General features: G+C 73.2%; 27 protein-coding genes and 1 pseudogene. 11 read left to right on the forward strand and 17 right to left on the reverse strand.

Translation table 11 applies throughout. The features are described from left to right. Positions 1–19 precede the first annotated feature (19 nt). Together pruA and ABJI51_RS01075 are read left to right on the forward strand one after the other, a co-directional pair. Positions 20–1,648 carry an L-glutamate gamma-semialdehyde dehydrogenase gene (gene pruA / locus ABJI51_RS01070; RefSeq protein WP_348946945.1) on the forward strand — a complete coding sequence of 543 codons (1,629 nt, stop codon included), beginning with the start codon at positions 20–22 and terminating at the stop codon, positions 1,646–1,648. 11 nt (positions 1,649–1,659) lie between these two features. Further along, positions 1,660–2,589 (forward strand): proline dehydrogenase family protein, encoded by a 930-nt coding sequence (locus ABJI51_RS01075; RefSeq protein ID WP_348946946.1) that lies wholly within the window; start codon positions 1,660–1,662, stop codon positions 2,587–2,589. A gap of 64 nt (positions 2,590–2,653) precedes the next feature. Here ABJI51_RS01075 and trxA read toward each other — a convergent pair whose 3' ends face one another. Next, entirely contained in the window at positions 2,654–3,025 is a 372-nt protein-coding gene (trxA, locus tag ABJI51_RS01080; protein WP_348946947.1) for a thioredoxin, read from the reverse strand. Between the two features lie 86 nt (positions 3,026–3,111). Between trxA and ABJI51_RS01085 the strand changes: the two genes are divergently transcribed. The 3 genes from ABJI51_RS01085 to ABJI51_RS01095 all read left to right on the forward strand — a co-directional run bounded on the left by ABJI51_RS01085 (position 3,112) and on the right by ABJI51_RS01095 (position 5,010). Then, positions 3,112–3,354: a DUF2630 family protein gene (locus ABJI51_RS01085; RefSeq protein WP_348946948.1), complete on the forward strand. Its 243-nt coding sequence runs from the start codon at positions 3,112–3,114 to the stop codon at positions 3,352–3,354. Positions 3,355–3,451: 97 nt separating this feature from the next. Then, positions 3,452–3,862, forward strand: a complete 411-nt coding sequence (locus tag ABJI51_RS01090) for a YciI family protein (protein ID WP_348946949.1) — start codon at positions 3,452–3,454, stop codon at positions 3,860–3,862. Positions 3,863–3,870: 8 nt separating this feature from the next. Then, complete coding sequence (locus tag ABJI51_RS01095; protein ID WP_348947652.1) at positions 3,871–5,010, forward strand: RNA polymerase sigma factor; 1,140 nt, start codon at positions 3,871–3,873, stop codon at positions 5,008–5,010. A gap of 168 nt (positions 5,011–5,178) precedes the next feature. Here the strand turns inward: ABJI51_RS01095 and ABJI51_RS01100 are convergent, their stop codons facing one another. From ABJI51_RS01100 to ABJI51_RS01145, 10 genes and pseudogenes are all read right to left on the reverse strand, one after another. Continuing rightward, positions 5,179–6,726, reverse strand: coding sequence for an alpha/beta hydrolase (locus tag ABJI51_RS01100; RefSeq protein ID WP_348947653.1), 1,548 nt, complete (start codon positions 6,724–6,726; stop codon positions 5,179–5,181). 70 nt (positions 6,727–6,796) lie between these two features. Then, the gene (locus tag ABJI51_RS01105) at positions 6,797–7,876 is read right to left on the reverse strand and encodes an ATP-dependent DNA ligase (RefSeq protein ID WP_348946950.1); all 1,080 of its coding nucleotides are present in this window, start codon (positions 7,874–7,876) and stop codon (positions 6,797–6,799) included. A 27-nt stretch (positions 7,877–7,903) separates the two neighbouring features. Then, the gene (locus tag ABJI51_RS01110; RefSeq protein WP_348946951.1) at positions 7,904–8,503 is read right to left on the reverse strand and encodes an Asp23/Gls24 family envelope stress response protein; all 600 of its coding nucleotides are present in this window, start codon (positions 8,501–8,503) and stop codon (positions 7,904–7,906) included. Further along, positions 8,500–9,034 (reverse strand): annotated as a pseudogene (locus ABJI51_RS01115) (DUF6286 domain-containing protein). The gene ABJI51_RS01110 and the pseudogene ABJI51_RS01115 overlap by 4 nt, the downstream one beginning before the upstream one ends. Before the next feature lie 2 nt (positions 9,035–9,036). Beyond that, on the reverse strand, positions 9,037–9,387 hold the full coding sequence (locus tag ABJI51_RS01120; protein ID WP_348946952.1) for an Asp23/Gls24 family envelope stress response protein: 351 nt from the start codon (positions 9,385–9,387) through the stop codon (positions 9,037–9,039). Continuing rightward, positions 9,384–9,560 carry a hypothetical protein gene (locus ABJI51_RS01125; protein ID WP_348946954.1) on the reverse strand — a complete coding sequence of 59 codons (177 nt, stop codon included), beginning with the start codon at positions 9,558–9,560 and terminating at the stop codon, positions 9,384–9,386. The genes ABJI51_RS01120 and ABJI51_RS01125 overlap by 4 nt, the downstream gene beginning before the upstream one ends. 19 nt (positions 9,561–9,579) lie before the next feature. Beyond that, positions 9,580–10,044 (reverse strand): Asp23/Gls24 family envelope stress response protein, encoded by a 465-nt coding sequence (locus tag ABJI51_RS01130; protein WP_348946955.1) that lies wholly within the window; start codon positions 10,042–10,044, stop codon positions 9,580–9,582. Positions 10,045–10,134: 90 nt separating this feature from the next. After that, a complete protein-coding gene (locus tag ABJI51_RS01135; RefSeq protein WP_348946956.1) occupies positions 10,135–10,548 on the reverse strand; it encodes a hypothetical protein in 414 nt (137 codons plus the stop codon). Then, a complete protein-coding gene (locus ABJI51_RS01140; protein WP_348946957.1) occupies positions 10,548–11,102 on the reverse strand; it encodes an RNA polymerase sigma factor in 555 nt (184 codons plus the stop codon). Before ABJI51_RS01140 ends, ABJI51_RS01135 begins: the two co-directional genes overlap by 1 nt. Beyond that, on the reverse strand, positions 11,099–11,836 hold the full coding sequence (locus ABJI51_RS01145) for a pyrimidine reductase family protein (RefSeq protein ID WP_348946958.1): 738 nt from the start codon (positions 11,834–11,836) through the stop codon (positions 11,099–11,101). The genes ABJI51_RS01140 and ABJI51_RS01145 overlap by 4 nt, the downstream gene beginning before the upstream one ends. Before the next feature lie 89 nt (positions 11,837–11,925). Here ABJI51_RS01145 and zapE point away from each other — a divergent pair, with 89 nt between their 5' ends. Next, on the forward strand, positions 11,926–12,945 hold the full coding sequence (gene zapE, locus ABJI51_RS01150) for a cell division protein ZapE (protein ID WP_348946959.1): 1,020 nt from the start codon (positions 11,926–11,928) through the stop codon (positions 12,943–12,945). Here the strand turns inward: zapE and ABJI51_RS01155 are convergent. Then, positions 12,899–13,456 (reverse strand): phosphatase PAP2 family protein, encoded by a 558-nt coding sequence (locus tag ABJI51_RS01155; protein ID WP_348947654.1) that lies wholly within the window; start codon positions 13,454–13,456, stop codon positions 12,899–12,901. The two genes, zapE and ABJI51_RS01155, sit on opposite strands and share 47 nt — an antisense overlap. Before the next feature lie 265 nt (positions 13,457–13,721). Between ABJI51_RS01155 and ABJI51_RS01160 the strand changes: the two genes are divergently transcribed. Further along, complete coding sequence (locus ABJI51_RS01160; protein ID WP_348946960.1) at positions 13,722–14,594, forward strand: FAD-dependent oxidoreductase; 873 nt, start codon at positions 13,722–13,724, stop codon at positions 14,592–14,594. 37 nt (positions 14,595–14,631) lie between these two features. Here ABJI51_RS01160 and ABJI51_RS01165 read toward each other — a convergent pair whose 3' ends face one another. Further along, positions 14,632–15,981, reverse strand: coding sequence for a DUF2252 domain-containing protein (locus ABJI51_RS01165; RefSeq protein WP_348946961.1), 1,350 nt, complete (start codon positions 15,979–15,981; stop codon positions 14,632–14,634). Positions 15,982–16,062: 81 nt separating this feature from the next. Beyond that, on the reverse strand, positions 16,063–17,295 hold the full coding sequence (gene rocD, locus ABJI51_RS01170; protein WP_348946962.1) for an ornithine--oxo-acid transaminase: 1,233 nt from the start codon (positions 17,293–17,295) through the stop codon (positions 16,063–16,065). Positions 17,296–17,445: 150 nt separating this feature from the next. Here rocD and ABJI51_RS01175 point away from each other — a divergent pair, with 150 nt between their 5' ends. The 4 genes from ABJI51_RS01175 to ABJI51_RS01190 are packed head-to-tail and all read left to right on the forward strand — an operon-like array spanning position 17,446 to position 21,744. Further along, positions 17,446–18,297: a PPK2 family polyphosphate kinase gene (locus ABJI51_RS01175; protein WP_348946963.1), complete on the forward strand. Its 852-nt coding sequence runs from the start codon at positions 17,446–17,448 to the stop codon at positions 18,295–18,297. A 20-nt stretch (positions 18,298–18,317) separates the two neighbouring features. Further along, on the forward strand, positions 18,318–20,417 hold the full coding sequence (locus tag ABJI51_RS01180; RefSeq protein ID WP_348946964.1) for a S9 family peptidase: 2,100 nt from the start codon (positions 18,318–18,320) through the stop codon (positions 20,415–20,417). Beyond that, positions 20,414–21,367, forward strand: a complete 954-nt coding sequence (locus ABJI51_RS01185; RefSeq protein WP_348946965.1) for an LLM class F420-dependent oxidoreductase — start codon at positions 20,414–20,416, stop codon at positions 21,365–21,367. The genes ABJI51_RS01180 and ABJI51_RS01185 overlap by 4 nt, the downstream gene beginning before the upstream one ends. Then, on the forward strand, positions 21,364–21,744 hold the full coding sequence (locus tag ABJI51_RS01190) for a hypothetical protein (RefSeq protein ID WP_348946967.1): 381 nt from the start codon (positions 21,364–21,366) through the stop codon (positions 21,742–21,744). The genes ABJI51_RS01185 and ABJI51_RS01190 overlap by 4 nt, the downstream gene beginning before the upstream one ends. A 6-nt stretch (positions 21,745–21,750) precedes the next feature. Here ABJI51_RS01190 and crcB read toward each other — a convergent pair whose 3' ends face one another. Genes crcB through ABJI51_RS01205 form a run of 3 tightly spaced genes read right to left on the reverse strand, consistent with a single transcriptional unit; the run spans position 21,751 to position 22,861 of the window. Next, complete coding sequence (crcB, locus tag ABJI51_RS01195; protein WP_348946968.1) at positions 21,751–22,125, reverse strand: fluoride efflux transporter CrcB; 375 nt, start codon at positions 22,123–22,125, stop codon at positions 21,751–21,753. Next, positions 22,122–22,454, reverse strand: a complete 333-nt coding sequence (locus ABJI51_RS01200; protein ID WP_348946969.1) for a DUF190 domain-containing protein — start codon at positions 22,452–22,454, stop codon at positions 22,122–22,124. Before ABJI51_RS01200 ends, crcB begins: the two co-directional genes overlap by 4 nt. Beyond that, a complete protein-coding gene (locus ABJI51_RS01205; protein WP_348946970.1) occupies positions 22,454–22,861 on the reverse strand; it encodes a fluoride efflux transporter FluC in 408 nt (135 codons plus the stop codon). The genes ABJI51_RS01200 and ABJI51_RS01205 overlap by 1 nt, the downstream gene beginning before the upstream one ends. Positions 22,862–22,987 lie beyond the last annotated feature (126 nt).

Below are 22,987 nucleotides of genomic sequence, written 5' to 3' on the forward strand. Positions count from 1 at the left end.
CACCAGCGAAGGAGCCGCCGTGGACGCCGTGACCCAGACCCCCGCCCCGACGAACGAGCCGGTGCTCACCTACGCGCCGGGCAGCGCTGAGCGCGCCGAACTCGAGGGTGCGCTCAAGCGGCTGGGCCAGGCGGAACCGGTCGACCTGACCGTCACCATCGGCGGCGAGCAGCGCCCCGGCGGCGGCGAGAAGATCGACGTCGTCCAGCCGCACCACCACGCGCACGTGCTCGGCACCATCCACAGCGCGACGCAGCAGGACGCGGCCGACGCCATCGAGGCCGCCGCCAAGGCCGCGCCGGAGTGGCGCTCGCTGTCCTATGACGACCGCGCCGCCATCCTGCTGCGCGCCGCCGACCTGCTGACCGGCAAGTGGCGCGCCACGCTCAACGCCGCCACCATGCTCGGCCAGTCCAAGACCGCCACCCAGGCCGAGATCGACTCCGCCTGCGAGCTGGCCGACTTCTGGCGCTTCAACGTCGAGTTCGGCCGCCGCATCCTCGCCGAGCAGCCGATCAGCTCGCCGGGCATGTGGAACCGGATGGAGCACCGGCCCCTGGAAGGCTTCGTCTACGCGATCACGCCGTTCAACTTCACCGCGATCGCCGGCAACCTGCCGACCGCGCCCGCGCTGATGGGCAACACCGTGCTGTGGAAGCCGTCGCCGACACAGTCGTTCGCCGCGCACCTGACCATGCGGCTGCTGGAAGAGGCGGGCATGCCGCCGGGCGTGATCAACCTGCTGCCGGGTGACGGCAAGGCCGTCTCCGAGGTCGCCCTGACCCACCGCGACCTGGCAGGCATCCACTTCACCGGCTCGACCGCGACCTTCCAGCACCTGTGGGGCACGGTCGGCGCGAACATCGCGGGCTACCGCAGCTACCCGCGGCTGGTCGGCGAGACCGGCGGCAAGGACTTCGTCCTCGCGCACCCCTCCGCCGACCTCGACGTGCTCCGCACGGCCCTGGTCCGCGGCGCCTTCGAGTACCAGGGCCAGAAGTGCTCCGCCGCTTCGCGCGCGTACATCCCGCGCAGCGTCTGGAACGAGCTGAAGGACGGCCTGGTCGCCGAGACCGAGGCCCTGACCTACGGCGACGTCACCGACCTGTCGCACTTCGGCGGCGCGGTGATCGACCGGCGGGCGTTCACCAAGCACTCCGAGCTGTTCGACCGGGTGAAGAACGACGCCTCCGTTGAGGTCCTGACCGGCGGCACCGCCGACGACAGCGTCGGCTACTTCGTGCAGCCGACGATCCTCGTGTCGGACAACCCGAAGCACGAGATCTTCACGACCGAGTACTTCGGCCCGATCCTGTCGGTGTACGTCTACGAGGACGGCGGCTTCGACGACGTCCTGAAGCTGATCGACGAGACCGCCGCGTACGCGCTGACCGGCGCGGTCATCGCCAACGACCGCCTCGCCGTCGCGAAGGCGTCCGAGGCGCTGAAGTTCACCGCCGGCAACTTCTACGTCAACGACAAGCCGACCGGCGCCGTCGTCGGCCAGCAGCCGTTCGGCGGCGGGCGTGCCTCGGGCACCAACGACAAGGCGGGCTCGATCTTCAACCTGCTCCGCTGGACGAGCCCCCGCTCGGTCAAGGAGACGTTCGTGCCGCCGACCAGCGTCCGTTACCCGCACCAGGGCTGAGGAGGTCTGTCATGCTGCGTGCCCCGTTGCTCGCCGCCGCCCGGTCGCGGCGGATGCGGGCCCTGGTGGAAGCCGTGCCCGCCACGCGATCCGTGGTGCGGCGGTTCGTCGCCGGGTCCGAGACCGCCGACGCCGTCCGCGTGGCCAGGGAACTGGCCGCCGACGGGCTGCGGATCACCCTCGACCACCTGGGCGAGGACACCACCGACGCGGCGCAGGCCGCGGCGACCGTCCGGGCCTACGAGGCGGTGCTGACCGCGCTGGCCGCGGAAGGCCTCGCCGAGGGCGCCGACGTCTCGGTGAAGCTGTCGGCGGTCGGGCAGTTCCTGCCGTCGGAGGGCGAGGACGTCGCGCTGGAGAACGCGCGGAAGATCTGCGCGGCCGCCGAGGCGGTCGGGGCCACCGTGACGCTGGACATGGAGGACCACACCACCACGGATTCGACGCTCGGCATCCTGAAGGAACTGCGCGCCGAGTACCCGTGGGTCGGGGCGGTTCTGCAGGCCTACCTGCGGCGTACCGAACAGGACTGCCACGACCTGGCCGGTCCGGGCTCGCGGGTGCGGCTGTGCAAGGGCGCGTATGCCGAGCCCGAATCGGTGGCGTTCGCGGACAAGTCCGAAGTGGACAAGTCCTACGTCCGCTGCCTGCGGGTCCTGATGGCGGGCCAGGGGTACCCGATGGTGGCCTCGCACGACCCGCGGATGATCGAGATCGCCGCCGCGCTGGCGGAGGAGCACGGCCGCACCGACGACGACCACGAGTTCCAGATGCTCTACGGCATCCGCCCGGAGGAGCAGCGGCGGATCGCGGCCTCGGGCGCCCGGATGCGCGTCTACGTGCCCTACGGCGACGAGTGGTACGGCTACTTCATGCGCCGCCTGGCCGAGCGCCCCGCCAACCTGGCGTTCTTCCTGCGCGGGCTGGCGACCCGGTCCTGAAACGCCGTGAAGGCCTCCTCACCGGCTCTTGCGGCCGGTGAGGAGGCCTTCACGGACTTCGGGCTCAGGCCTGCTCGGCCTCGGCTTCGGCGGCCTTGCGCTTGACCTCGTCCATGTCGACCTCGCGGGCCTGCCGGATCAGGTCTTCGAGGGCGGCTTCGGGCAGCGCGCCGGGCTGGGCGTAGATCAGGGTCTTGTCCCGGATGATGGCCAGTGTCGGGATGGAGCGGACGTCGAAGGCGGCGGCGAGCTGCTGCTGCGCTTCGGTGTCGACGCTCCCGAAGACGATGTCCTCGTGCTTTTCGGAGGCCTTCTCGTAGACCGGCGCGAACTGGCGGCACGGTCCGCACCAGCTCGCCCAGAAGTCGATCAGGACGAACTCGTTGTCGGTTACCGTCTGGTCGAAGTTCTCGGCGGTCAGCTCAACGGTGCTCATGCCCTGGTCAACGACGCAGGCGCGGCGGGAATTCCCGGGACCGGGGTAGCGTCTGGGACGAGTACCCGTGAACGAGGAGGAACACGATGGCCGACGGCGAGATCCTGGGCCGGATCGACGAGCTGATCGCGGAGGAGCACGAGCTGCGGTCGCGCTCGGTCGGCGTGGGACTGAGCGGCGGCGACCGCGACCGGCTCACGGCGATCGAGCAGCAGCTCGACCAGTGCTGGGACCTGCTCCGGCAGCGGCGCGCGAAGACGGAGTTCCACGAGAACCCCGACGAAGCCGCGGCCCGCCCGGTCTCCGAAGTGGAGTCCTACCGCCAGTAAAAATTTTCTCCGCCGGGATGTCGAGAACCCGCAACCGGCTCCGTCCCCGGGGTGGCTGCGGCCAGAATGGGCCGCGACGACCTGGAGGAGAACGACGATGGCGAAGTACCTGCTGCTGAAGCACTACCGCGGCGCCCCGGCCCCGGCGAACTGCGACGCACCCATCGACCAGTGGAAGCCGGAGGAGATCTCCGCGCACGTCCAGTACATGCAGGACTTCGCGGTCAAGCTGCAGAAGACCGGCGAGTTCGTCGAGCACCAGGCCCTCGCGCCGGAGGGGACGTGGGTCCGCTACGACGGCGAGGGGCGCCCGCCGGTCACCGACGGCCCGTTCCCGGAGACCAAGGACCTCATCGCCGGCTGGACGGTCATCGACGTCGACAGCTACGAGCGGGCGCTCGAACTGGCCGCGGAGCTGTCGGCGGCGCCCGGGCCGGGCGGGGAGCCGATCCACGAGTGGCTCGAGCTGCGGCCGTTCTACGGCGTGCCGCCGACCATCACCGAGTGACGCCGCCGATGGACGAGGTCCTGCTCCGCAGCCTCACGCCGAAGGTGCTCTGGATCCTCGTCCGCCGCGGAGCCGATTTCGCGGCGGCCGAGGACGCCGTGCAGGAGGCGCTGGTCGAGGCGATCCGCGGCTGGCCCGTCGACCCGCCGCGGGATCCGCAGGGCTGGCTGGTCACCGTCGCGTGGCGGAAATTCCTCGATGCGACCAGAGCCGACGCCGCCCGCCGCCGTCGCGAGGACGTCGTCGACGCCGAGGTGGCGCCCGGGCCGGCGGCCGCGGTGGACGACACGCTCCAGCTGTACTTCCTGTGCGCGCACCCGTCGCTGACGCCGTCGTCGGCGGTCGCGCTCACGCTGCGGGCGGTCGGCGGGCTGACCACCAGGCAGATCGCGCAGGCCTACCTGGTGCCCGAGGCGACCATGGCGCAGCGGATCAGCCGGGCCAAGAAGACCGTGTCGGGCGTGCGGTTCGACCGGCCCGGCGACGTCGCCACCGTGCTGCGCGTGCTGTACCTGGTGTTCAACGAGGGCTACTCCGGCGACGTCGACCTCGCGGCCGAGGCGATCCGGCTGACCCGGCAGCTCGCGGCGGCCTACGACCACCCGGAGGTGGCGGGGCTGCTCGCGCTGATGCTGCTGCACCACGCCCGCCGCGCGAGCCGGACGGCCGCTGACGGCAGCCTGGTCCCGCTGGCCGAGCAGGACCGCTCCCGGTGGGACACCACGCTGATCGCGGAGGGCGTCGAGATCCTGCAGGCGGCGCTGGCCCGCGACCGGCTGGGCGAGTTCCAGGCCCAGGCGGCGATCGCGGCCCTGCACGCCGACGCGCCGGAGCAGAGCGAGACCGACTGGGTCCAGATCGTCGAGTGGTACGACGAGCTGGTCCGCCTCACCGGCAGCCCGGTCGTGCGGCTCAACCGCGCGGTCGCCGTCGGCGAAGCGGACGGGCCGCGTGCGGGCCTGGCGGCACTGGCGGAGCTGGACGCCTCGGTGCCGCGCTACACGGCGGTCTCGGCATACCTCCACGAACGCGACGGCGACCTCGAGACGGCGGCGAAGCTGTACGTCGAGGCGGCGGACCAGGCCCCGAGCCTGGCCGAGCGCAACCACCTGACCCGCCAGGCCGCCCGCCTCCACAACCGCCACTGACGTAACCCGCGTGATTGAAGCCGTATCTCGCGTGATTGAAGCCGTAACTCGCGTGATTGAAGCCGGATCTCGCGTGATTGAAGCCGTAACTCGCGAGTTCCGGCCCCGATCACGCGAGTTACGGCTCTGATCACGTGAGTTACGGGCGGGATCACGTGAGTTGCGGGGTCAGGCGGGGCAGAGGGTTCCGTTGGCCGGGACCTTGCCGTCCACCAGGAAGGCGCGGACCGCGTCGGTGACGCAGGGGGAGGCGCCGACCGCGCCGTGGCCCGCGCCCTGCCAGGTGATCGTCACCGCGGACGGCATGCGGTCGGCCGCGCGGGTGCTGCCTACCTGGGGGGTCACCGGGTCCGCCGCCGTCGCCGTCACCAGGATCGGCGGGGCGCCCGGCGCGCCCGGCGGCGGCAGCGGCTCGGTGCGCACCGGCCACGGGCCGCACCAGGCCAGCTGCTGGGCGACGACCGTGCCGAACTGCGGGTACTTCGCGCGCATCCCGGCCGCGACCTGGTCGAGCTGGTCGGCCGAGAGCCGGGTCTGGCTGTCGTTGCAGCGGGTGGCGATCGTGACGTCGATGCGCGACGGCTGGGCCCGCGTGTCGTGCAGCACCGGGGCGGCGAACGCGCTCAGCGGCCCGATGTTCCCGCCGCGGGCCGCGGTGATCGCGTCGGCCAGCTCCGGCCAGCGTGCCCGCTGCGAGAGTCCCGAGTAGACGGCGAACATCGCGACGCCCGGGCCGAAGGCGGCGCCTTCGTCGGTCGACGGCGGGGTGCGCCGCAGCTGGTCGGTGAGCGCGGCGAGCGCCGCCTTCGGGTCGCCCATGGCGCAGTGGCGGGCCGCGCAGTCCGCGCCGAAGGCGTCCAATGTGGACTGCGCGCCTGCGGCGACGGCGTCGAGCACCGCCGCGGTGTCCGCGCCGGGGTCGGGCACGCCGTCGAGCACCATGCGCCCGACCTGGCCGGGGAACCGGACCGCGTAGTCGGCCAGCACCTTCGAACCGTCGCCGCGGCCGAGCGCGGTCAGCCGGTCCATGCCCAGCTGGCGGCGCAGCTCGTCGAGGTCGCCCGCGGTGCGCCAGCTGTCGAGCGCGGTCTGGGAGTCGTCCAGCTCGATCGCGCACTGCTGACCGGCCTTGCGGGCCGCGTCCAGCACGTCGCCCAAGCCGCCCTCGGCCGGGTCGGCGTCGATGAGGTCGTGCCGGATGTCGGGCGGCACGCACTGGGCGGCACCGGACATCCCGGTGCCGCGCCGGTCGACGCCGATCAGCGAGAACTTCTCCAGGAACGCAGGCGGCAGCGTCGCGGCCAGCCGCGCGGCGTACACGGTGCCGGGATCGCCGTCGACGTCGTTGACCACGACCAGCGGCACCGGGCCGGTGCCCACCTTGAGCGCCAGCAGCCGCACCACCGACCGCCGCGGCTCGCCGGGCGCGTCGAGCGGCGCGGTGACGCGGGCGCAGCTGAAGTGCAGGCTGTCCGGGACGCCGGGGGTGCCGATCCGCTGCCGGGTGTCGTCGTCGCAGTCGGCCCACTTCAGCGACGGCGACTGCGGTTCGCCCAGCGGCGGCAGCGGCACCGCCGGGGTGCCGGACGGCGTGGCGGCCGTGGTCTTCCCGTCGTTCTCCACCAGCGGGGGCCGGACCGACGGCCCCGCGGCACAGCCCGCGGCGGAGGCCAGGGCCAGCAGCGCGACCAGGAGACGGGAACGGCGGCGGCGCACGGGCGGGGTCCTCACGTCGATCAAGGGTCGGGGTACCGCCGAGCTTCGCACGGCCGGTGTGGGACGCGGGTTAGCGGGTCCGCACCACCTGGCCGCGGAACACCGCGTCGAGGTCGTACCGGGCCGGTTCGTCGAGCTGGCTGTAGTCGCACGAGGCGGCTTCGCGATCGGGCCGCCACCGCACGAACCGCGCGTTGTGCCGGAACCGCGACGGCATCCCGCCTTCGGTGTTCTCGTAGGCGACCTCGACGACGCGCTCGGGCCGCAGCGGCACCCATTCGTGCTCGGTGGCCCGCCAGCGCGAGATGCCGCCGGGGACGCGCTGCGCCTCGCCGGTGGCCCGCCCGCCCCACGGGTGGTCCTCGCCGTCGGTGATCAGCGGCGCCAGCTCCGCGGCCAGCTCGCGGCGGCGATCCTTCGGGAACGACCCGACGGTGCCGACGTGGTGCAGCACGCCCTGCTCGTCGTGCAGGCCCAGCAGGAACGAACCGACCAGCTCGCCGGGGCCGCCGTCGACGTGCCAGCGCAGCCCGGCCAGCACGCAGTCCGCGGTCCGCAGGTGCTTGTACTTGACCATCACGCGCTTGCCGGGCGTGTAGGGCTCGTCGAGCGGCTTGCCGATGACGCCGTCGAGACCGGCGCCTTCGAACAGCTCGAACCAGTGCCGGGCGGTGGCCGGGTCGGTGGTGGCCGGGGTGAGCGGGAACTTCTCGCCCGCCAGCTCGACGAGCCGTTCGCGCCGTACCGACGTCGGCTCGTCGAGCAGGACGTCGTCGCCGAGGGCGAGCACGTCGAAGGCGACGAACTCGGCGGGCTGCTCGGCCGCCAGCAGCGTGATCCGGCTTTCGGCAGGGTGGATCCGCTGGGTGAGCGCGTCGAAGTCGAGCCGCCCGCCGCGCGCGACGACGAGTTCGCCGTCCAGCACCACCCGCGGCGGCAGGATCTCCAGCAGCCGCGCGACCGCCTCCGGGAAGTACCGGTTGAGCGGCTTCTCCGCGCGGGACTGCAGGGTCAGCTCGTCGCCGTCGCGGAAGACGACGCAGCGGAAGCCGTCCCACTTCGGTTCGAACAGCAGGCCGCCGGAGTCCGGGATGGTCTTCGCGGGCTTGGCGAGCATCGGCTTCAGCGGCGGCTGCAGGGGGAGGGCCATGCCCCGCATTCTGCGGAAGATCCCGGTTCAGCGCACGCGTTTCGCCGGGCTCGTGTCGAGTTCCAGCCGGACGGCGGCCGGCAGCGACGCCAGGCCGAGCGACTCCCGCGCCCTGGTCAGCACGCCGGTGTCCAGGCCGGCCCAGACGTCCTTGAGATCCGTGCCTTCGCGCAGCCACAGCGTGATGCGCAACGCCGGAGAAGTCCGCGACCCCACCGCCCGGACCCGGGCCCGGGTGACGCCGCCGAGCCGTTCGGCGTCCGCCTGCACCGCACCGGCGATCGCGCCCGCGGTGACCACCAGCTCGGCACCCTCGGTGCGGTCGAGCTCCAGGTCCGGCCGCGGTTCCGGGCGCAGCGCGCGCAGTGCCTGCCACAGCCCGAGCACGCACAGCAGGACGCCGAGCACGATGGCGGCGATCCGCGCGGCGGTCGCGTGCCCGGCCAGCCAGTCGAGCGCGATCGGGTCCAGCAGGCTCCGCCGTCCGCGGAACTCGCCGAGCAGGCCGTAGCCGACCACCACGGCCAGTGCGCCGCCGAGCAGAGCCAGCAGCCCGACGACGAACGTCAGCGTGCGTTCGCCCGCGTACGACCGGGAAAGCGCCTTGGCGGCGATCGGCTTGCTCATCGGCGGTCCTTCGGCGAGTCGACGACGACCGAGACCTTCGGCCGCCGGGCCAGCGGGACCTCGTCGAGCAGCGCGGACACGGTCTGCAGCAGCCGTGGCCGCAGCTCGCCTTCGGTCTCCAGGGTGCTCTTCGCGCGGACGCGGATCCGGCGGGCGCTCGCGGTGACCGTCGCGCCCGCGACGTTGTCCTGCGCGCACGGTGAGCCCGACCAGCCTGGCCAGCGACCGCGGCGACGTCGCCACGCTGACCTCCTCGGCCGGATCGGCCAGCCGTACCGCGCGGCTGCGGGCGGCCAGGGCGCACACCAGCAGCACCAGGCCCGCCGCGGCGACCACGCCCGCGCCGATCCGGACGGCGTAGGCGTCCCAGCCCAGCGCGGCGAGTCCGGCCCGCCAGCGCGGCCACGGCACCACCAGGGGCGCCGCGCCCGGGCGCGCCCAGTGCCAGCCGACCTCCAGGGCCAGCAGGGCCCCGGCGGCCGCGAACGCCAGGCCGAGCAGGGTGGCGACGATGCGGACGAACGGGCGCACGGCTACCGCACCCTCGGCGCGACGTCCGGCAGCAGCGCGGACACCGTCACGGCCAGCGTCTTCACGCGGTAGCCGGTGAGCAGCTCGACCTCTTCGGTGACCTTCGCCCGCACGTCGCCGACGACCGCGCGCACCGGCGCCGGGTACCGCAGGGCGAGGTCGAGCGCGAGGTCGACGTCGTTGTCCAGGCCGCCCACCTTCGCCTTCGCGCCCTTCCGGCCGTCGCGGGCGGTCCCGGGCACCTGGTCGGCGGCGTGCTGCGCGATCTTGCGCACCACCGCGTGCCCGACGGTGAGGGTGCCGCGCTCGGCCGGTTCGGCGAGCTGCCGCGGCACGTCGAGGACGGGGCTCATCGGTCGCGGCCCTTGCCGAACAGCTCGCCGAGGTCGAGTTCGCCGTCGAGCACCCGGCCGGTGACCAGGCCGATGATGCCGACGGCCAGTGTCACCAGGAACGCGGTGAACCCCTGGGTCGCGGCGAGGCCGAGGATGAGCCCGGCCAGTAGCCCGGTCTGCGTGGCGTTCACATGTCCTCCTTGGACTGGTTCATTCGACCCGGCTCGTTTCGGGCTCGTCGTCGCCCGGCAGGAAGATGTCGTTGACCGCGATGTTGACCTCGATCACCTCGAGGCCGGTGATCTGCTCGACCGCGGTGATGACGTTGCGCCGCACCGCGCGGGCGACGTCGGCGATGCGGGCGCCGTACTCGACGACGACGTCGAGGTCGATCGCCGTCTGCTTCTCGCCGACCTCCACCGACACCCCGGTGGTGGTGACCGTGCCGGAGCCGGGGATCCGCTCGCGCAGCGCGCCGATCGCGCGCGACACCCCGCCCCCGCCGAGGGTGTGCACGCCGGTCACCTCGCGGGCGGCCAGGCCCGCGACCTTCTGCACGACCAGCGACGCGATGGTGGTGCGCCCGGCGGCGCCTTCCTCGTTCAGCGGGGTGGCCGGGCCCTGCTCGGTCAGCGGCGTGACGCGGCCGGGGCTCTCTATCCGTTCCGGGTGCATGCGGGCGGGCTCCTCTCGCCGGGACTTGTCGCCCTTACGATGCCCGCGACCGCCAAACCCTCACGCAAGGTCGCCCGATCGGGGGAACCCTTACCCGGGGTGGACGTCCACGACGTGCACGTTCACCGTGGTGGCGGTGCCGACCTGGCGGGACAGCTCGGCGGTCAGCTCCCGCCGCAGCGCCTCGGCGGCCGCTTCGGCGACGACGCCGAAGCGGACCGACACGAGCACCTGCACGACGTCGTCCTCGACCGCGACGGCCGACACCCGCACGCCGTCGGGCGCCCGGTCCGCGGCGATCGTCTCGGCCAGCCGGACGACGACGGCCTCGGTGACGCTCAGCCGTCCCGTCTCCAGCGGGACCTCCACGGCGGTCCGGCGGTTGCGTGCGACGGCCCGCAGCACGCGTTCGACCAGGCCGGGCGGGGTCGGCACCCGGCGGGCGGCCGCCCGGCGCACGGCGTCCCAGCGGGGATCCCGCTCGGGATCGGGGGTCTCGGCCATCACCGCTCCCTCAGTTCGGCGAGCAGCGCCACCCTGGCCCGGTGCAGCCGGGAACGCAAGGCACTGACGTTGACGTCGAGGACGTCGGCGACCTCTTCGTAGCTGAGTCCCTCCAGTTCGCGCAGCACGAGCGGCACGCGCTGGGACACTTCGAGCCTGCCGATCGCGCGCAGCACTGCGTCCACCTCTTCGGCCCGCACGACCCGGCCTTCGGGCCCCGGTTCCGCGGCGGCGAGCAACGCGCTGTCCACTGTGGACTGCGGAGTGGGGTCGTCGAGCGACACCGTGGGACGGCGGCGGCGCAGCACGGCGAGCGCGCTGTTGGTGACGACCCGGTAGAGCCAGGTCGACACCGCGGACTCCCGCCGGAAGGCGGCGAGCGAGCGCCACGCGGCCAGCCAGGCCTCCTGCACGACGTCCTCGGCCTCGGCCGCGCTGCCGGTGATCCGCAGCGCGACGCGGTACATGCGGGGCGTGTGCCGCCGCACGAGCGCGCCGAACGCGGTGTCGTCGCCGCCCGCGGCGCGGGCGAGCAGGTCGGCGTCGTCGGTCATCCGGCGTCCCGGCGGTAGCGCAGGAACGTGAAGCCGTCCTCGACCAGGATCGAGGCCAGTGCCAGCTCGCGGGGGACACTGGCCATCCCGGTGGCGATGCGCGACGCTGTCCCGGCCACGAGCAGCGGCGCGACGGTCAGGCACAGCTGGTCGACGAGGTCGGCGGCGATCATCCGGGCGAACAGCTGCGGCCCGCCCTCGCACGCGACGCGGCGCAGACCCTTTCCGGCCAGCAGGTCCAGGGCGCGGGGCAGGTCGACGTCGTCCTGCCCGGCCCGCAGGATCTCCGCGCCGGCGGCCTCCAGCGCGCGCGTGTCGGCGGTGCCGGTGGTGACCACGATCGGGGGCACGGCGGTCTCGGTGAACAGCCGGGACGCCGGGTCGAGGTCCGCGGTGCGCGTGACGACGGCGATCGGCGGCACCCCGGTGAAGCCCAGACGGCGGCGGCGCTCCAGGCGCCTGCGGCTCGGGACGACGCCGCGGTAGTTCTCGGCGCGTGCGGTGCCGGCCCCGACCAGGACGACGTCGGCGAGGTCGCGGCCGAGCAGGAAGATCTCGCGGTCGGCGGCGTGCGAGAGCCCGGCGGAGGTGGTGCCGATCTCGACGGCGCCGTCGGCGGACGCGACGAAGTTCACCTGCACCCACGGGCGGTCCGGCGCCGCCGGGTAGGCGTAGATCTCCTCCAGGTCCGTCCCGGTCAGCTCGCCGGTCGCCAGGGGCCACACACTCCGCACGTGATCATCCCAGCACGGGCGTGAACTGCGTCTCGACCGGGGGACATCCCCGCCCGCCGTCGTGCGCGGCGTGGCTAGGCTCTGCGACCATGCCCGCGCACCTGGTGGACCGCCGACCCGAGCTCGGCGCCGACGAGCTGATCACCGCGCTGGTGCCGCCGCCGCGCTTCGACGCCGTCCGGTTCGAGACGTACATCCCGAACCCGGACGAGCCGAGCCAGTCCGCCGCGGTCGAGGCCTGCTCGGCGTTCGCCGCGAAGGTGGGGGCACGCCGCGAGAAGAAGCGGTTCCGGCTCTTCGGCGGGACCGCCGGGCCGTCCGGGCCGATGGGGCTCTACCTCGACGGCGGGTTCGGTGTCGGCAAGACCCACCTGCTGGCCTCGACGTGGCACGCGGCGCCGTCGCCCAAGGCGTACGGCACGTTCGTCGAGCTGACCCACCTGGTCGGCGCGCTGGGCTTCGCCGAGGCCGTCCGGCGGCTGTCGGAGCACCGGATCCTGGCCATCGACGAGTTCGAGCTGGACGACCCGGGCGACACGACGCTGGTGACGCGGCTGCTGCAGGAGGTCATGGACGCGGGCGTGTACGTCGCGGCGACGTCGAACACGCTGCCGGAGAAGCTGGGCGAGGGCCGGTTCGCCGCGGAGGACTTCCTGCGCGAGATCCAGTCGCTGTCGGCCCGCTTCGGCGTGGTCCGCGTGGACGGCCCGGACTACCGCCACCGCGGCCTGCCGGAGGCCCCGCCGCCGGTTCCGCCAGCTTCGCTGGAAGAGTCGGCGGCCGCGCACGAAGGGTCCACTGTGGACGACTTCGACGCGTTCTGCGAGCACCTGGCGTCACTGCACCCGTCGCGCTACGGGCGGCTGCTGGACGGCGTGACACGAGTCCACCTGCGCGGCATCCACCCGGCACCGGACCAGAACGTGGCGCTGCGGCTGGTGGCGTTCGCCGACCGCCTCTACGACCGGGCGATCCCGGTGGTCGTGTCGGGCGACCCGCTGCCGTCGCTGTTCACCGACGAGATGGTCAACGGCGGCTACCGCAAGAAGTACCTGCGCGCGGTCAGCCGCCTGACGGCGCTGGCGCGCGACGCGGCACCGGCCAGGTAGCCAGCACGACCGCCACGGCGAACAGCGTCCCGCCCGCGACGTCGGTGAGGTAGTGGTAGCCCATCCCGACCAGCCCGGCCGCGGCCGCCAGCAGCGCGACGGCCGCCAGCACCACCACGATCACCCGGCGCGTCACCAGGACGAGCACGGTCAGCACGGCGACCAGGCTCACCGTGTGGCCGCTCGGGTAGACGAGGGTGCCGTTCTTCCAGCGGTCGTAGAGCGGCTTGAGCAGCCACCCGGTCAGCAGGATCGCCAGCAGCGGCGCGCCGAGCGCGAGCGCGGCCTCCAGCCGCCGTCCGGCGCGCAGGCAGAGCGCGACGGCCAGCAGGCCCAGCGCCAGGACCACGAACGGCTCGGTCGGCAGGAGCAGCACGCGGACGACGCCGGGACTCAGGTGCGCGACGGCGGCCGCGGCGGCGGCGTCGACCGAGCCGGGGGTGGTGCCGCCCGCGAAGGGCAGGCCCAGCAGCAGGGCGAGAGCGCCGCAGACCGCGGCCGGTGCCCACATCGTCCTCACCTGCGCGAGCGTAGCCGCGGCCGACGGGCGTCTTCCCGGCATGCGGCCTGGAGCCCCCGGCCGGCGCGTGCCGAAAGGGACGTTCCTGGCGTCCGATGCGAGGAAAGTCCCTTTCGCTGCGCCAGATGAGACGAAAGCGTCTTTCAGCGCGCAGGCTTCGGTTCGGTGACCTCCGGCTCACCCGGGCGAGGGCCCCCGGGGCGCGCCCGGGACCGTGGGTGCGCCACCATGCGGGGAGATCACTCGGGAGGAGCGCATGCGGGTCACAGTCGTCGGGGCCGGGATCGTCGGGCTGAGCAGCGCGTACCGGCTGGCCGAAGCGGGGCACGAGGTCACGGTCGCCGCCGCGGCGCCGCCGGAGGCGTCCACCTCGGCGGTCGCCGGCGGGGTGCTCTACCCGCCGGTGCGCCGCCCGGACGAGCGGATCGTGCGCTGGACCGCCACGACGCTCGAAGTGCTGCGCGAGCAGGACGCCCCGGGCGTGCGGTTCCGCCGCGGCCGCGTCCTCCTCGCGGCGGGCGAGGACGACCCGCAGTGGCTCACGGCGATGACCGACCCGGTCCGCGACGGCGACCGCCTGGAGTTCACCACGGCACTGGTCGACACGCCGGTGTACCTGGCCTGGCTGCTGGACCGCGTCACCGCGCTGGGCGTGCGCGTCGAGTACCGGCCGGTGACGTCGCTGGCGGGCCAGGGCGTGGTGGTCAACGCGGCGGGCCTCGGCGCGGGCCGCCTGGCGGGCGACGACTCGATGGTCCCGGTCGGCGGCCAGGTCGTGCACCTGACCGACCCGGGCCTGCCGGGGTTCGCGGTGGACGAGACGGGCCCGGGCGTCACGTACGTCATCCCGCACGGCAAGCACGTGGTGTGCGGCGGCACGGAGGAGCCGGGCCGCGGCGACACCGAGCCGAACCCCGGCGTGACGGCGGACATCCTCCGCCGCTGCCGCGAGCTGGAGCCCCGCCTGGCGGAGGCGAAGGTGCTGCGGTCCCTGGTGGGCCTGCGCCCGTTCCGCCGCGAGGTCCGCCTGGAGCGCGTGGACGACGTCGTCCACTGCTACGGCCACGGCGGCGCGGGAATCACCCTCGCCTGGGGCTGCGCCGCGGACGTCGCCGCCCTGGTGGGCTGAGGCACGCGACACCGGAGGTGACCGCGGACCCGGGCGGTCAGCTTCGCGCGAAGGCGGCGTGGTCGGCTTCCGTCCGGTCCGCGTACCGGACCGCGTAGGCGCCCAAAACCTCGTCCAGTTCCGAATCCTCCGCGAAGTACCCCGACAGCAGCTTCGGGTGCAGTGAGCGCGTGTGGGCGCGGGCCAGCAGCGCGCCGGCGAGCCTGCCGTAGTCGTCGAGGTGGTTCTTGTCCAGCTCCGCCGGGTTCAGGTCGCCCTTGAGGTTGCGGAACTGGCGGACGATGAACGGCACGCCGCCGATGGTGGTCCAGCCCAGGAGGATGTCCGTTTCCGCCTGGACCAGGCGGGCGCCGTCGACGATGCGGCGGCCTTCGTGGGCGGCCGGGGGCAGGCCCAGGTACGGCGCCAGTGCGGCGGGCTGGGCCTGTTTCACCTGCAGCACCAGGTCTTCGTCGTCGTTGCCGTGCAGCAGGGCGACGTAGCTGCGCAGCCCGACGCTGCCCATGCCGACGACGCGGAACGCCACGTCGGCGAGGCGGTAGCGGGTGATCAGCGTCCGGCGCGACTCGCGCAGGGTGTCCACATAGGACGTCAGGCCGGTCGCGACGGCTTCGGCCGTTTCCTCGCTGACGTGCGTCAGCACCGGCGGGTCCTCGACGAACCGGTGCCGTGACAGGCCGGTCTCGTGGTCGTCGACGCGCTCGGTCCACTTCGCCGCGACCTTCGCGCTGGTGTTCTTGCGGGCCTTCCCGGCCGCGTCGGCGAAGTCGTCGATCAGCTCGTCCGCCCGCGCCTTCGACAGCACCGACGAGTCCGGCAGCGCGTTCCACGACCGCAGGAACGGCAGCTCGGCCAGCGCGCGGATGGTCCGGCGGTAGGACTTAACGGCGTCTTCGGCGGCCTCGCGGCAGCCGGACTCGCCGATGCCGCCCTCACGGCCGGCGAGCACCAGGCTGGCCGCGAGCCGCTTGAGGTCCCACTCCCACGGGCCCGGGACGGTCTCGTCGAAGTCGTTGATGTCCATCACGATCTTGCCCTCGGGCGTGCCGTAGAGCCCGAAGTTCGCCGCGTGCGCGTCCCCGCACAGCTGCGCGGTGACCCCGGACGACGGCGTGCCGGCGAGGTCGGCGCCCATCAGCCCGGCCGCGCCGCGGAAGAACGTGAACGGCGAGGCGAGCATCCGCTCCCGGCGCAGCTGCACCAGTTCCGGCAGCCGCCCGGCGTTGGTCGCCGCGAAGTACTGCTCCGGCGTCGGCCGGTCCGCGGCCGCGACGGCGTGGTCGTGCAGCGTCACCGGGGTCTTCTCCCGCAGCCGCTTCCCCTGTTCGTACAGCTCCGCCGGGGTCACGCTCTCGGTGCCCGCCAGCGGCCGCTCCACCCATCCCATACCGGGCACAACGCGCGAACCCGGCGTTGTGCTCCCGGATGCCGCCGGGGCGGGAGGCTCACCCGGCGGCATCCGGTGGTTTCAGGGGCGGACGACCTCGGCGATCGCGTCGATGCCGCGGTCCAGTTCCTCGCGGGTGATCACCAGCGGCGGCGCGACCCGCAGCGTGCGCTCGTGCGTCTCCTTGCACAGCACGCCCCGCGCCGACAGCGCCTCGGACGCCTCGCGGCCGGACGGGCCGCCGGGAGCGATGTCGATGCCCGCCCACAGCCCGCGGCCGCGGACCTCGGACAGGCCGTTGCCGATCAGCGCGGTCAGCCGGTCGTGCAGGTGGGCGCCCAGCTCGGCCGAGCGCTGCTGGAACTCGCCCGTCGAGAGCAGCTTGATCACCGCGCGGCCGACCGCGCAGGCCAGCGGGTTGCCGCCGAAGGTCGAGCCGTGCTCGCCCGGCTTGAGCACGCCGAGGACGTCCCGGCGGCCGACGACCGCCGACACCGGCAGGATGCCGCCGCCGAGCGCCTTGCCCAGGGTGTAGACGTCGGCGCGGACACCCTCGTGGTCCAGCGCCAGCACGGTGCCGGTGCGGGCCAGCCCGGACTGGATCTCGTCGGCGATCAGCAGCACGTTGTGCTCGTCGCAGGCGGAGCGGACTTCGGCGAAGTAGCCATCCGGCGGCACGATCACGCCGGCCTCGCCCTGCACCGGCTCCAGCAGGACCGCCGCCGTGCGCGGGGTGATCGCGTCGCGCAGCGCGGCCGCGTCGCCGTACTTCACGGTGACGAAGCCCGGGGTGAACGGGCCGAAGTCGGCGCGGGCGGTCTCGTCGGTGGAGAAGGAGACGATCGTGGTGGTGCGGCCGTGGAAGTTCGAGCCGGCCACGATGATCTCGGCGGTGCCGTCCGGCACGCCCTTGACCTGGTGGGCCCACTTGCGCGCGACCTTGACCGCGGACTCGACGGCCTCGGCGCCGGAGTTCATCGGCAGCACCAGCTCGGTGCCGGTCAGCTCGGCCAGCTCGCGGCAGAACAGCCCGAGCTGGTCGTGGTGGAACGCCCGCGACGTCAGCGTGACGCGCCCGAGCTGCTCGACGGCGGCGGCGATCAGGGCGGGGTGGCGGTGGCCGAAGTTCAGCGCCGAGTACCCGGACAGGAAGTCGAGGTAGGACCGGCCCTCGACGTCGGTCACGGAGGCGCCGGCGGCTTCGGCGATCACGACGGGCAGCGGGTGGTAGTTGTGCGTGCTCCATTGCTCGTCGAGCTGGATGAAGCTCGCAGCGGTGGTGGCGGCGGTCTCCCGGCCGGCGAACGTCGTCATGCGTTCAGGTTAGAGGCAGGAGACGCAGAGTTCAGCCGGGAATCGTTGCTTTCACCCGTTGTTCGTTGCGCAATCTCCGGACACGACCCTCGATTCGCTGCGCCGCGCGCTCGACAGGAAAACCGGCGGGGGAGTCGTTATCGTCGCGAGATGGCGAAGAAGGATGCAGGCAGCCGGGTCCGGGACGCGTTGCGCATCGACGGGGAGCTGCCGGACCCCGGGTCGATCCCGGTCGGGCCCGGCAAGAAGGCCAAGGCTCTCGCCAAGCTCGGCGACGCGGCCGACCGGCTGTCCGCGCTGCAGGAGGCCCTCTTCGCCGAGGGCGTCGGCGGAGGACGGCGCAGCGTCCTGCTGGTGCTGCAGGGCATGGACACCTCCGGCAAGGGCGGCACGGTGTCGCACGTGCTCGGCCTGGTCAACCCGATGGGCGTCCGCTACGCCGCGTTCAAGAAGCCGACGGCGGCCGAGCAGCGGCACCACTACCTGTGGCGGATCCGCAAGCAGCTGCCCGCGCCCGGCCAGATCGGCGTCTTCGACCGCTCGCACTACGAGGACATCCTCGTCCCGCGGGTCAACGGCCTGCTCACCGCGGCCGAACGGCGCCGCCGCTACGCCGAACTCAACGCCTTCGAGAAGGAGCTGACCGAAGCGGGCACGACCGTCGTCAAGGTGTTCCTGCACATCTCGCCGGAAGAGCAGCTCAAGCGGCTCAAGGCCCGGCTCGTCACGCCGGAGAAGCGCTGGAAGTACAACCCCGGTGACCTCGAGGCACGCGGGCACTGGCCCGCCTACCAGCAGGCCTACGCCGACATCTTCGAGAAGACGTCGACCGCGCACGCGCCGTGGTACGCGGTGCCCGCCGACCACAAGTGGTACCGCAACTGGGCGGTCGCCGAGCTGCTCGTGGAGACCCTCGCCGAGCTGGCGCCGCGGTTCCCCGAACCGGGCTTCGACGCCGGCGCGGAACTCGCGAGACTGAAGGGTGTTGGCGTACCGGCATGAGCGTCTGAAAGAGTGCGGGCGTGACCGATGTCGACGACCTCCCGTTCCTCCGCAAGCAGGCCCGGACCCAGCGCTTCACCCTCGGCGCGCCGAAGGAGTTCCGGGTCGCCCCGGACGGCTCCCGCGTGCTGTTCCTGCGCGCGGAGTCGGGCACCGATCCCCGGCACAGCCTCTGGTCGGCCGACCTGGCGACCGGCGCCGAGACCAAGCTGGTCGACGCCGCCGAGCTGCTGCCCGGTGAAGAGGAGCTGCCCGCCGAGGAGCGGGCGCGGCGCGAGCGGGCCCGCGAGACCGGTGGCGGGGTCGTCCACTACGGCGTCGACGCGGGCTTCACCGTCGCGGTGTTCACGCTCTCGGGCAAGCTCTACACCCTGGATCTCGCCTCCGGCGAGGTGACGCTGCGCGTGGACGGCGCGGTCATCGACCCGCGGCCCAACCCCACCGGCACGCACGTCGCCTACGTCCAGAACCGGCGGCTGCACGTGCTGGAGCTGGCCACCGGCGACGACCGCGTGCTGGCCGGTGAAGACAGCGAAGACGTCGCCTGGGGCCTGTCCGAGTTCATCGCCGCGGAGGAGATGGACCGCACCCGCGGCTACTGGTGGTCCCCGGACGGGCACAGCCTGCTGGCCGAGCGCGCCGACCGCGGCCCGGTGCCGCGCTGGACCATCGCCGACTCGGCCAACCCGCAGAATCCCGCCAACGTCGTCGCCTACCCGGCCGCGGGCACCACGAACGCGGTCGTGACGCTGGCGATCCTCGGCCTCGACGGCTCCCGCGTGGACGTCGACGGCGGCGACTGGGAGTACCTGGCCTCGGTGCACTGGTCGGCGGGCGGCCCGCCGCTGCTGGCCGTGCAGCCGCGCGACCAGAAGCGGATGGACGTGCTCGCCGTGGACGTCGCCGACGGCTCGACGTCGGTCGTGCACACGGCCACCGACCAGCACTGGATCGACATCGTCGGCGGCGTCCCGGCGTGGACGCCCGACGGCCGCCTGGTCACCGAGGGCATGGTCGACGGGGACCACCGGCTGTTCGTCGGCGGCGAGGCCGTCACCCCGGCCGGGCTGCAGCTGCGGTCCGTGCTCGACGTCGGCGACGAGATCCTCTTCAGTGCGTCCGAAGCGGACCCGACGCAGATCCACGTCTTCCGCACCGAGGGTTCGTCGATCCGCCGTCTGTCCACTGTGGATGGCGTGCACCACGGTGCCGGGACCGCCGCGCTCACCGTGCTTTCGTCGTGGAGCCTGGAGTACAGCGGCCCGCGCGTTTCGGTGCTGCGGGACGGCGAGCCGGTCGCGGCGATCAAGTCGTCCACTGTGGACCCGGACATCGTGCCGAACCTGACCTGGCTGACGCTGGGGGAGCGCGGCCTGCGTGCGGCGCTGCTGCTGCCCCGCGGGTACGAGCCCAGCGAGGGCAGGCTGCCGGTGCTGCTCGACCCGTACGGCGGGCCGCACGCGCAGCGCGTCCTGCAGAGCCGCAACGCCTTCCTGACCTCGCAGTGGCTGGCCGACCAGGGCTTCGCGGTGCTGGTGGCGGACGGCCGCGGCACCCCCGGCCGCGGCGCGGTGTGGGAGCGCGAGATCCACGGGCGCCTCGCCGACGTAACCCTCCAGGACCAGGTCGACGCGCTGCAGGCGGCCGCCGCGCAGTTCCCGGAGCTGGACACCGAACGCGTGGCGATCCGCGGCTGGTCCTACGGCGGCTACCTGTCGGCGCTGGCGGTGCTGCGGCGGCCGGACGTCTTCCACGCGGCGGTCGCGGGCGCGCCGGTGACCGACTGGTCGCTGTACGACACCCACTACACCGAGCGTTACCTCGGGAAACCGCAGGACGAACCGGAAAGCTACGCGCACAACTCCCTGATCGAGAGTGCCGGCGAGCTGAGCCGGGCGCTGCTGATCGTGCACGGGCTGGCCGACGACAACGTGTTCGTCGCGCACGCGCTGCGGCTGTCGTCGGCGTTGCTGGCGAAGGGCCGCCCGCACGTGTTCCTGCCGCTGGCGGGCGCCACCCACATGACGCCGCAGGCCGAAGAGGTCGCGGAGAACCTGATGCGCACGCAGGTGGACTGGCTGCTGCGCGAGCTGTCCAGCGTCGAGAAGGAGAGCGCATGAGCCGCTGGGGCCTGACGATTCCGCTGACCGGGGTGCCGCTGACGGCGCACCGCGAGCTGGTCGAGCAGCTGCCGGACCTGGGCTACACCGACGCGTGGACGGCCGAGACGGCGGGCACGGACGCGTTCACGCCGCTGGTGCTGGCCTCGCAGTGGGCGCCGCAGCTGCGGCTGGGCACGGCGATCGTCCCGGTGTACACGCGCGGGCCGGGCCTGCTGGCGATGCAGGCGGCGACGCTGGCGGAGCTGGCGCCGGGCCGGTTCGTCCTCGGCATCGGCGCGTCGTCCCCGGTGATCGTGTCGAACTGGAACGCGGCGGCCTTCGAGGCACCGTTCGCGCGCTCGCGGGACACGCTGCGGTTCCTGCGTGCGGCGCTGACGGGGGAGAAGGTCACCGAGAAGTACGAGACGTTCGCGGTCTCGAAGTTCCGCCTGGAGCGCCCGGCCGACCCGCCGCCGTCGATCATGCTGGCGGCGTTGCGCCCGGGCATGCTCCGCCTGGCGGCCCGCGAAGCCGACGGCGCGATCACGAACTGGCTGGCGGCCTCGGACGTGCCGCGCGTGCGGGCCGAGGTCGGGCCGGACGTCGAGCTGGCGGCCCGGATCTTCGTGTGCCCGACCGAGGACGCGGAGGCGGCCCGCGGCCTGGGCCGGATGCTGATCTCCAGCTACCTGACGGTCCCGGTGTACGCGGCGTTCCACGAGTGGCTCGGCCGCGGCGAGGCACTGGCCCCGATGCACGAGGCCTGGGCGGCGGGCGACCGGCAGAAGGCCAACCAGGTGATCCCGGATTCGGTGGTCGACGAGCTGGTGATCCACGGCAGCGTGGAGTCGTGCCGCGAGCAGGTCCAGTCCTATGTGGACAACGGGCTGACGACCCCGGTGATCGCGCTGCTGCCGACGGGCGAGGACCCGTTCGAGCAGGTGCGCGGGCTGGCGCCGCGCCGGTGAGGCGGAAGACGCCGCAGGAGAAGAAGCGGCTCAGCTACCTGAAGGACCGTCGCGACACGTACGGCGAGAACGACAAGTCGTCGCGCAAGAACCTCCCCCGCAGCAAGGCTTTCGCGCGCCGCAGCAACCGGGCACGCGAAAGCCTCGCCCTGCGTGCGGCGACGGGACTCCCGGACGAGGCCCGCGCCGAAGCGGCCGAGCAGCGGATCCTGCGCGAACGCCGCCGGGTGAAGCGCAAGTGGCGGGACAGCACCCTCGCCGAGTACGTGGAGTGGAAGCTCGAACGCCGCGCCGCCAGGGAAGGCGGCGCGGCCGGACGGCTGACGGAAGCGCTCGGCCGGGTGCAGCGGCGGCTGGGCCGCCCGGACCGGTCCTGATCCGGGTCAGGACCAGAGCGCGGCGGCCAGCAGCAGGCCGAGGCCGCCGGAGAGCAGGCCCGCCAGTACCGTCGCCACGACGTTGAGCACCGCGTACAGCCGCGTCTTCTCCAGGAACAGCCGGACCGTCTCGTAGCCGAACGTCGAGAACGTCGTCAGCCCGCCGCAGAATCCCACCGCCACCAGCGAGCGCACCGGGGACGGCAGGCCGCCGTACAGGGCCCAGCCGCTGAGGAAGCCCAGGACGAACGAGCCCGCGATGTTCACCGTCAGCGTCCCGAATGGGAACGGCGAATCGCGCCACGCCTGGACGCGGCGGTCGGTCAGGTAGCGCAGCACCGAGCCCGCCGCGCCGCCGAGAGCCACCAGGACCAGGGTCACTCCGGCCGTCCCACGTGCCGGACCACCTCGACCTTGTCGAGGGTCACCAGTCCCTCGCCGATCAGCTCGTCCAGTTGCGGCAGGAACGCGCGCAGCTTCCGCTCCTCGTCGATGATCACGATCACCACCGGCAGGTCCTCCGACAGCGACAGGATCCGTGTCGTGTGGATCATCGACGAAGCGCCGTAGCCCTCCACGCCGCGCAGCACCGACGCGCCCGCCAGGCCGGCGTCGCGCGCCCGCCGGACGATCTCGTGGTAGAGCGGCTTGTGGTGCCAGTGGTCGTCCTCGCCGATGTAGATCGTCAGCCGGGTTGCGGGTCCCTCCATCAGCGTCCCTTCCTCGCCGCGCGTGTCGCCGTCAGCCCGGCCGTCACCGCCGTCAGGCACAGCACCACCGACGCGGCCAGGTACGCCAAGGATCCCAGGAGCCGCCCGGTCGTCGCCGCGTCGAGCGTGTCGGTCACGAACGTCGAGAACGTCGTGAACCCGCCGAGGACGCCGACGCCGAGGAACGGCCGCAGCAGCGGGTGCGGCCGGGCGGTGGTCGTCAGTATCGCCATCAGGACGCCGATGAGCAGGCAGCCGAGCACGTTGGTCAGCAGCGTCGCGACGGCGAACTCGCCCCGCGCGTGCGGCAGCGCCACCGACATGCCGTACCGGGCGAGGCTGCCCAGCGCGCCGCCGGCGCCGATCGCGAGCAGGACGTCCCAGCGGGTCGCGGGCACGGTGGTCACCTCCTCGCGGTGAACCTACTCCCGATGGCCGACGCGTCCCCGCCACCCGGTCGAGCATGCTGGACGGGGCCGGATGACAGGCAGCCGTCGGTCGCCGTACTGTTGCGCAGCGTAGGCAAGGCAACC

Source organism: Amycolatopsis melonis (assembly GCF_040064235.1).
GTDB lineage: Bacteria > Actinomycetota > Actinomycetes > Mycobacteriales > Pseudonocardiaceae > Amycolatopsis > Amycolatopsis melonis.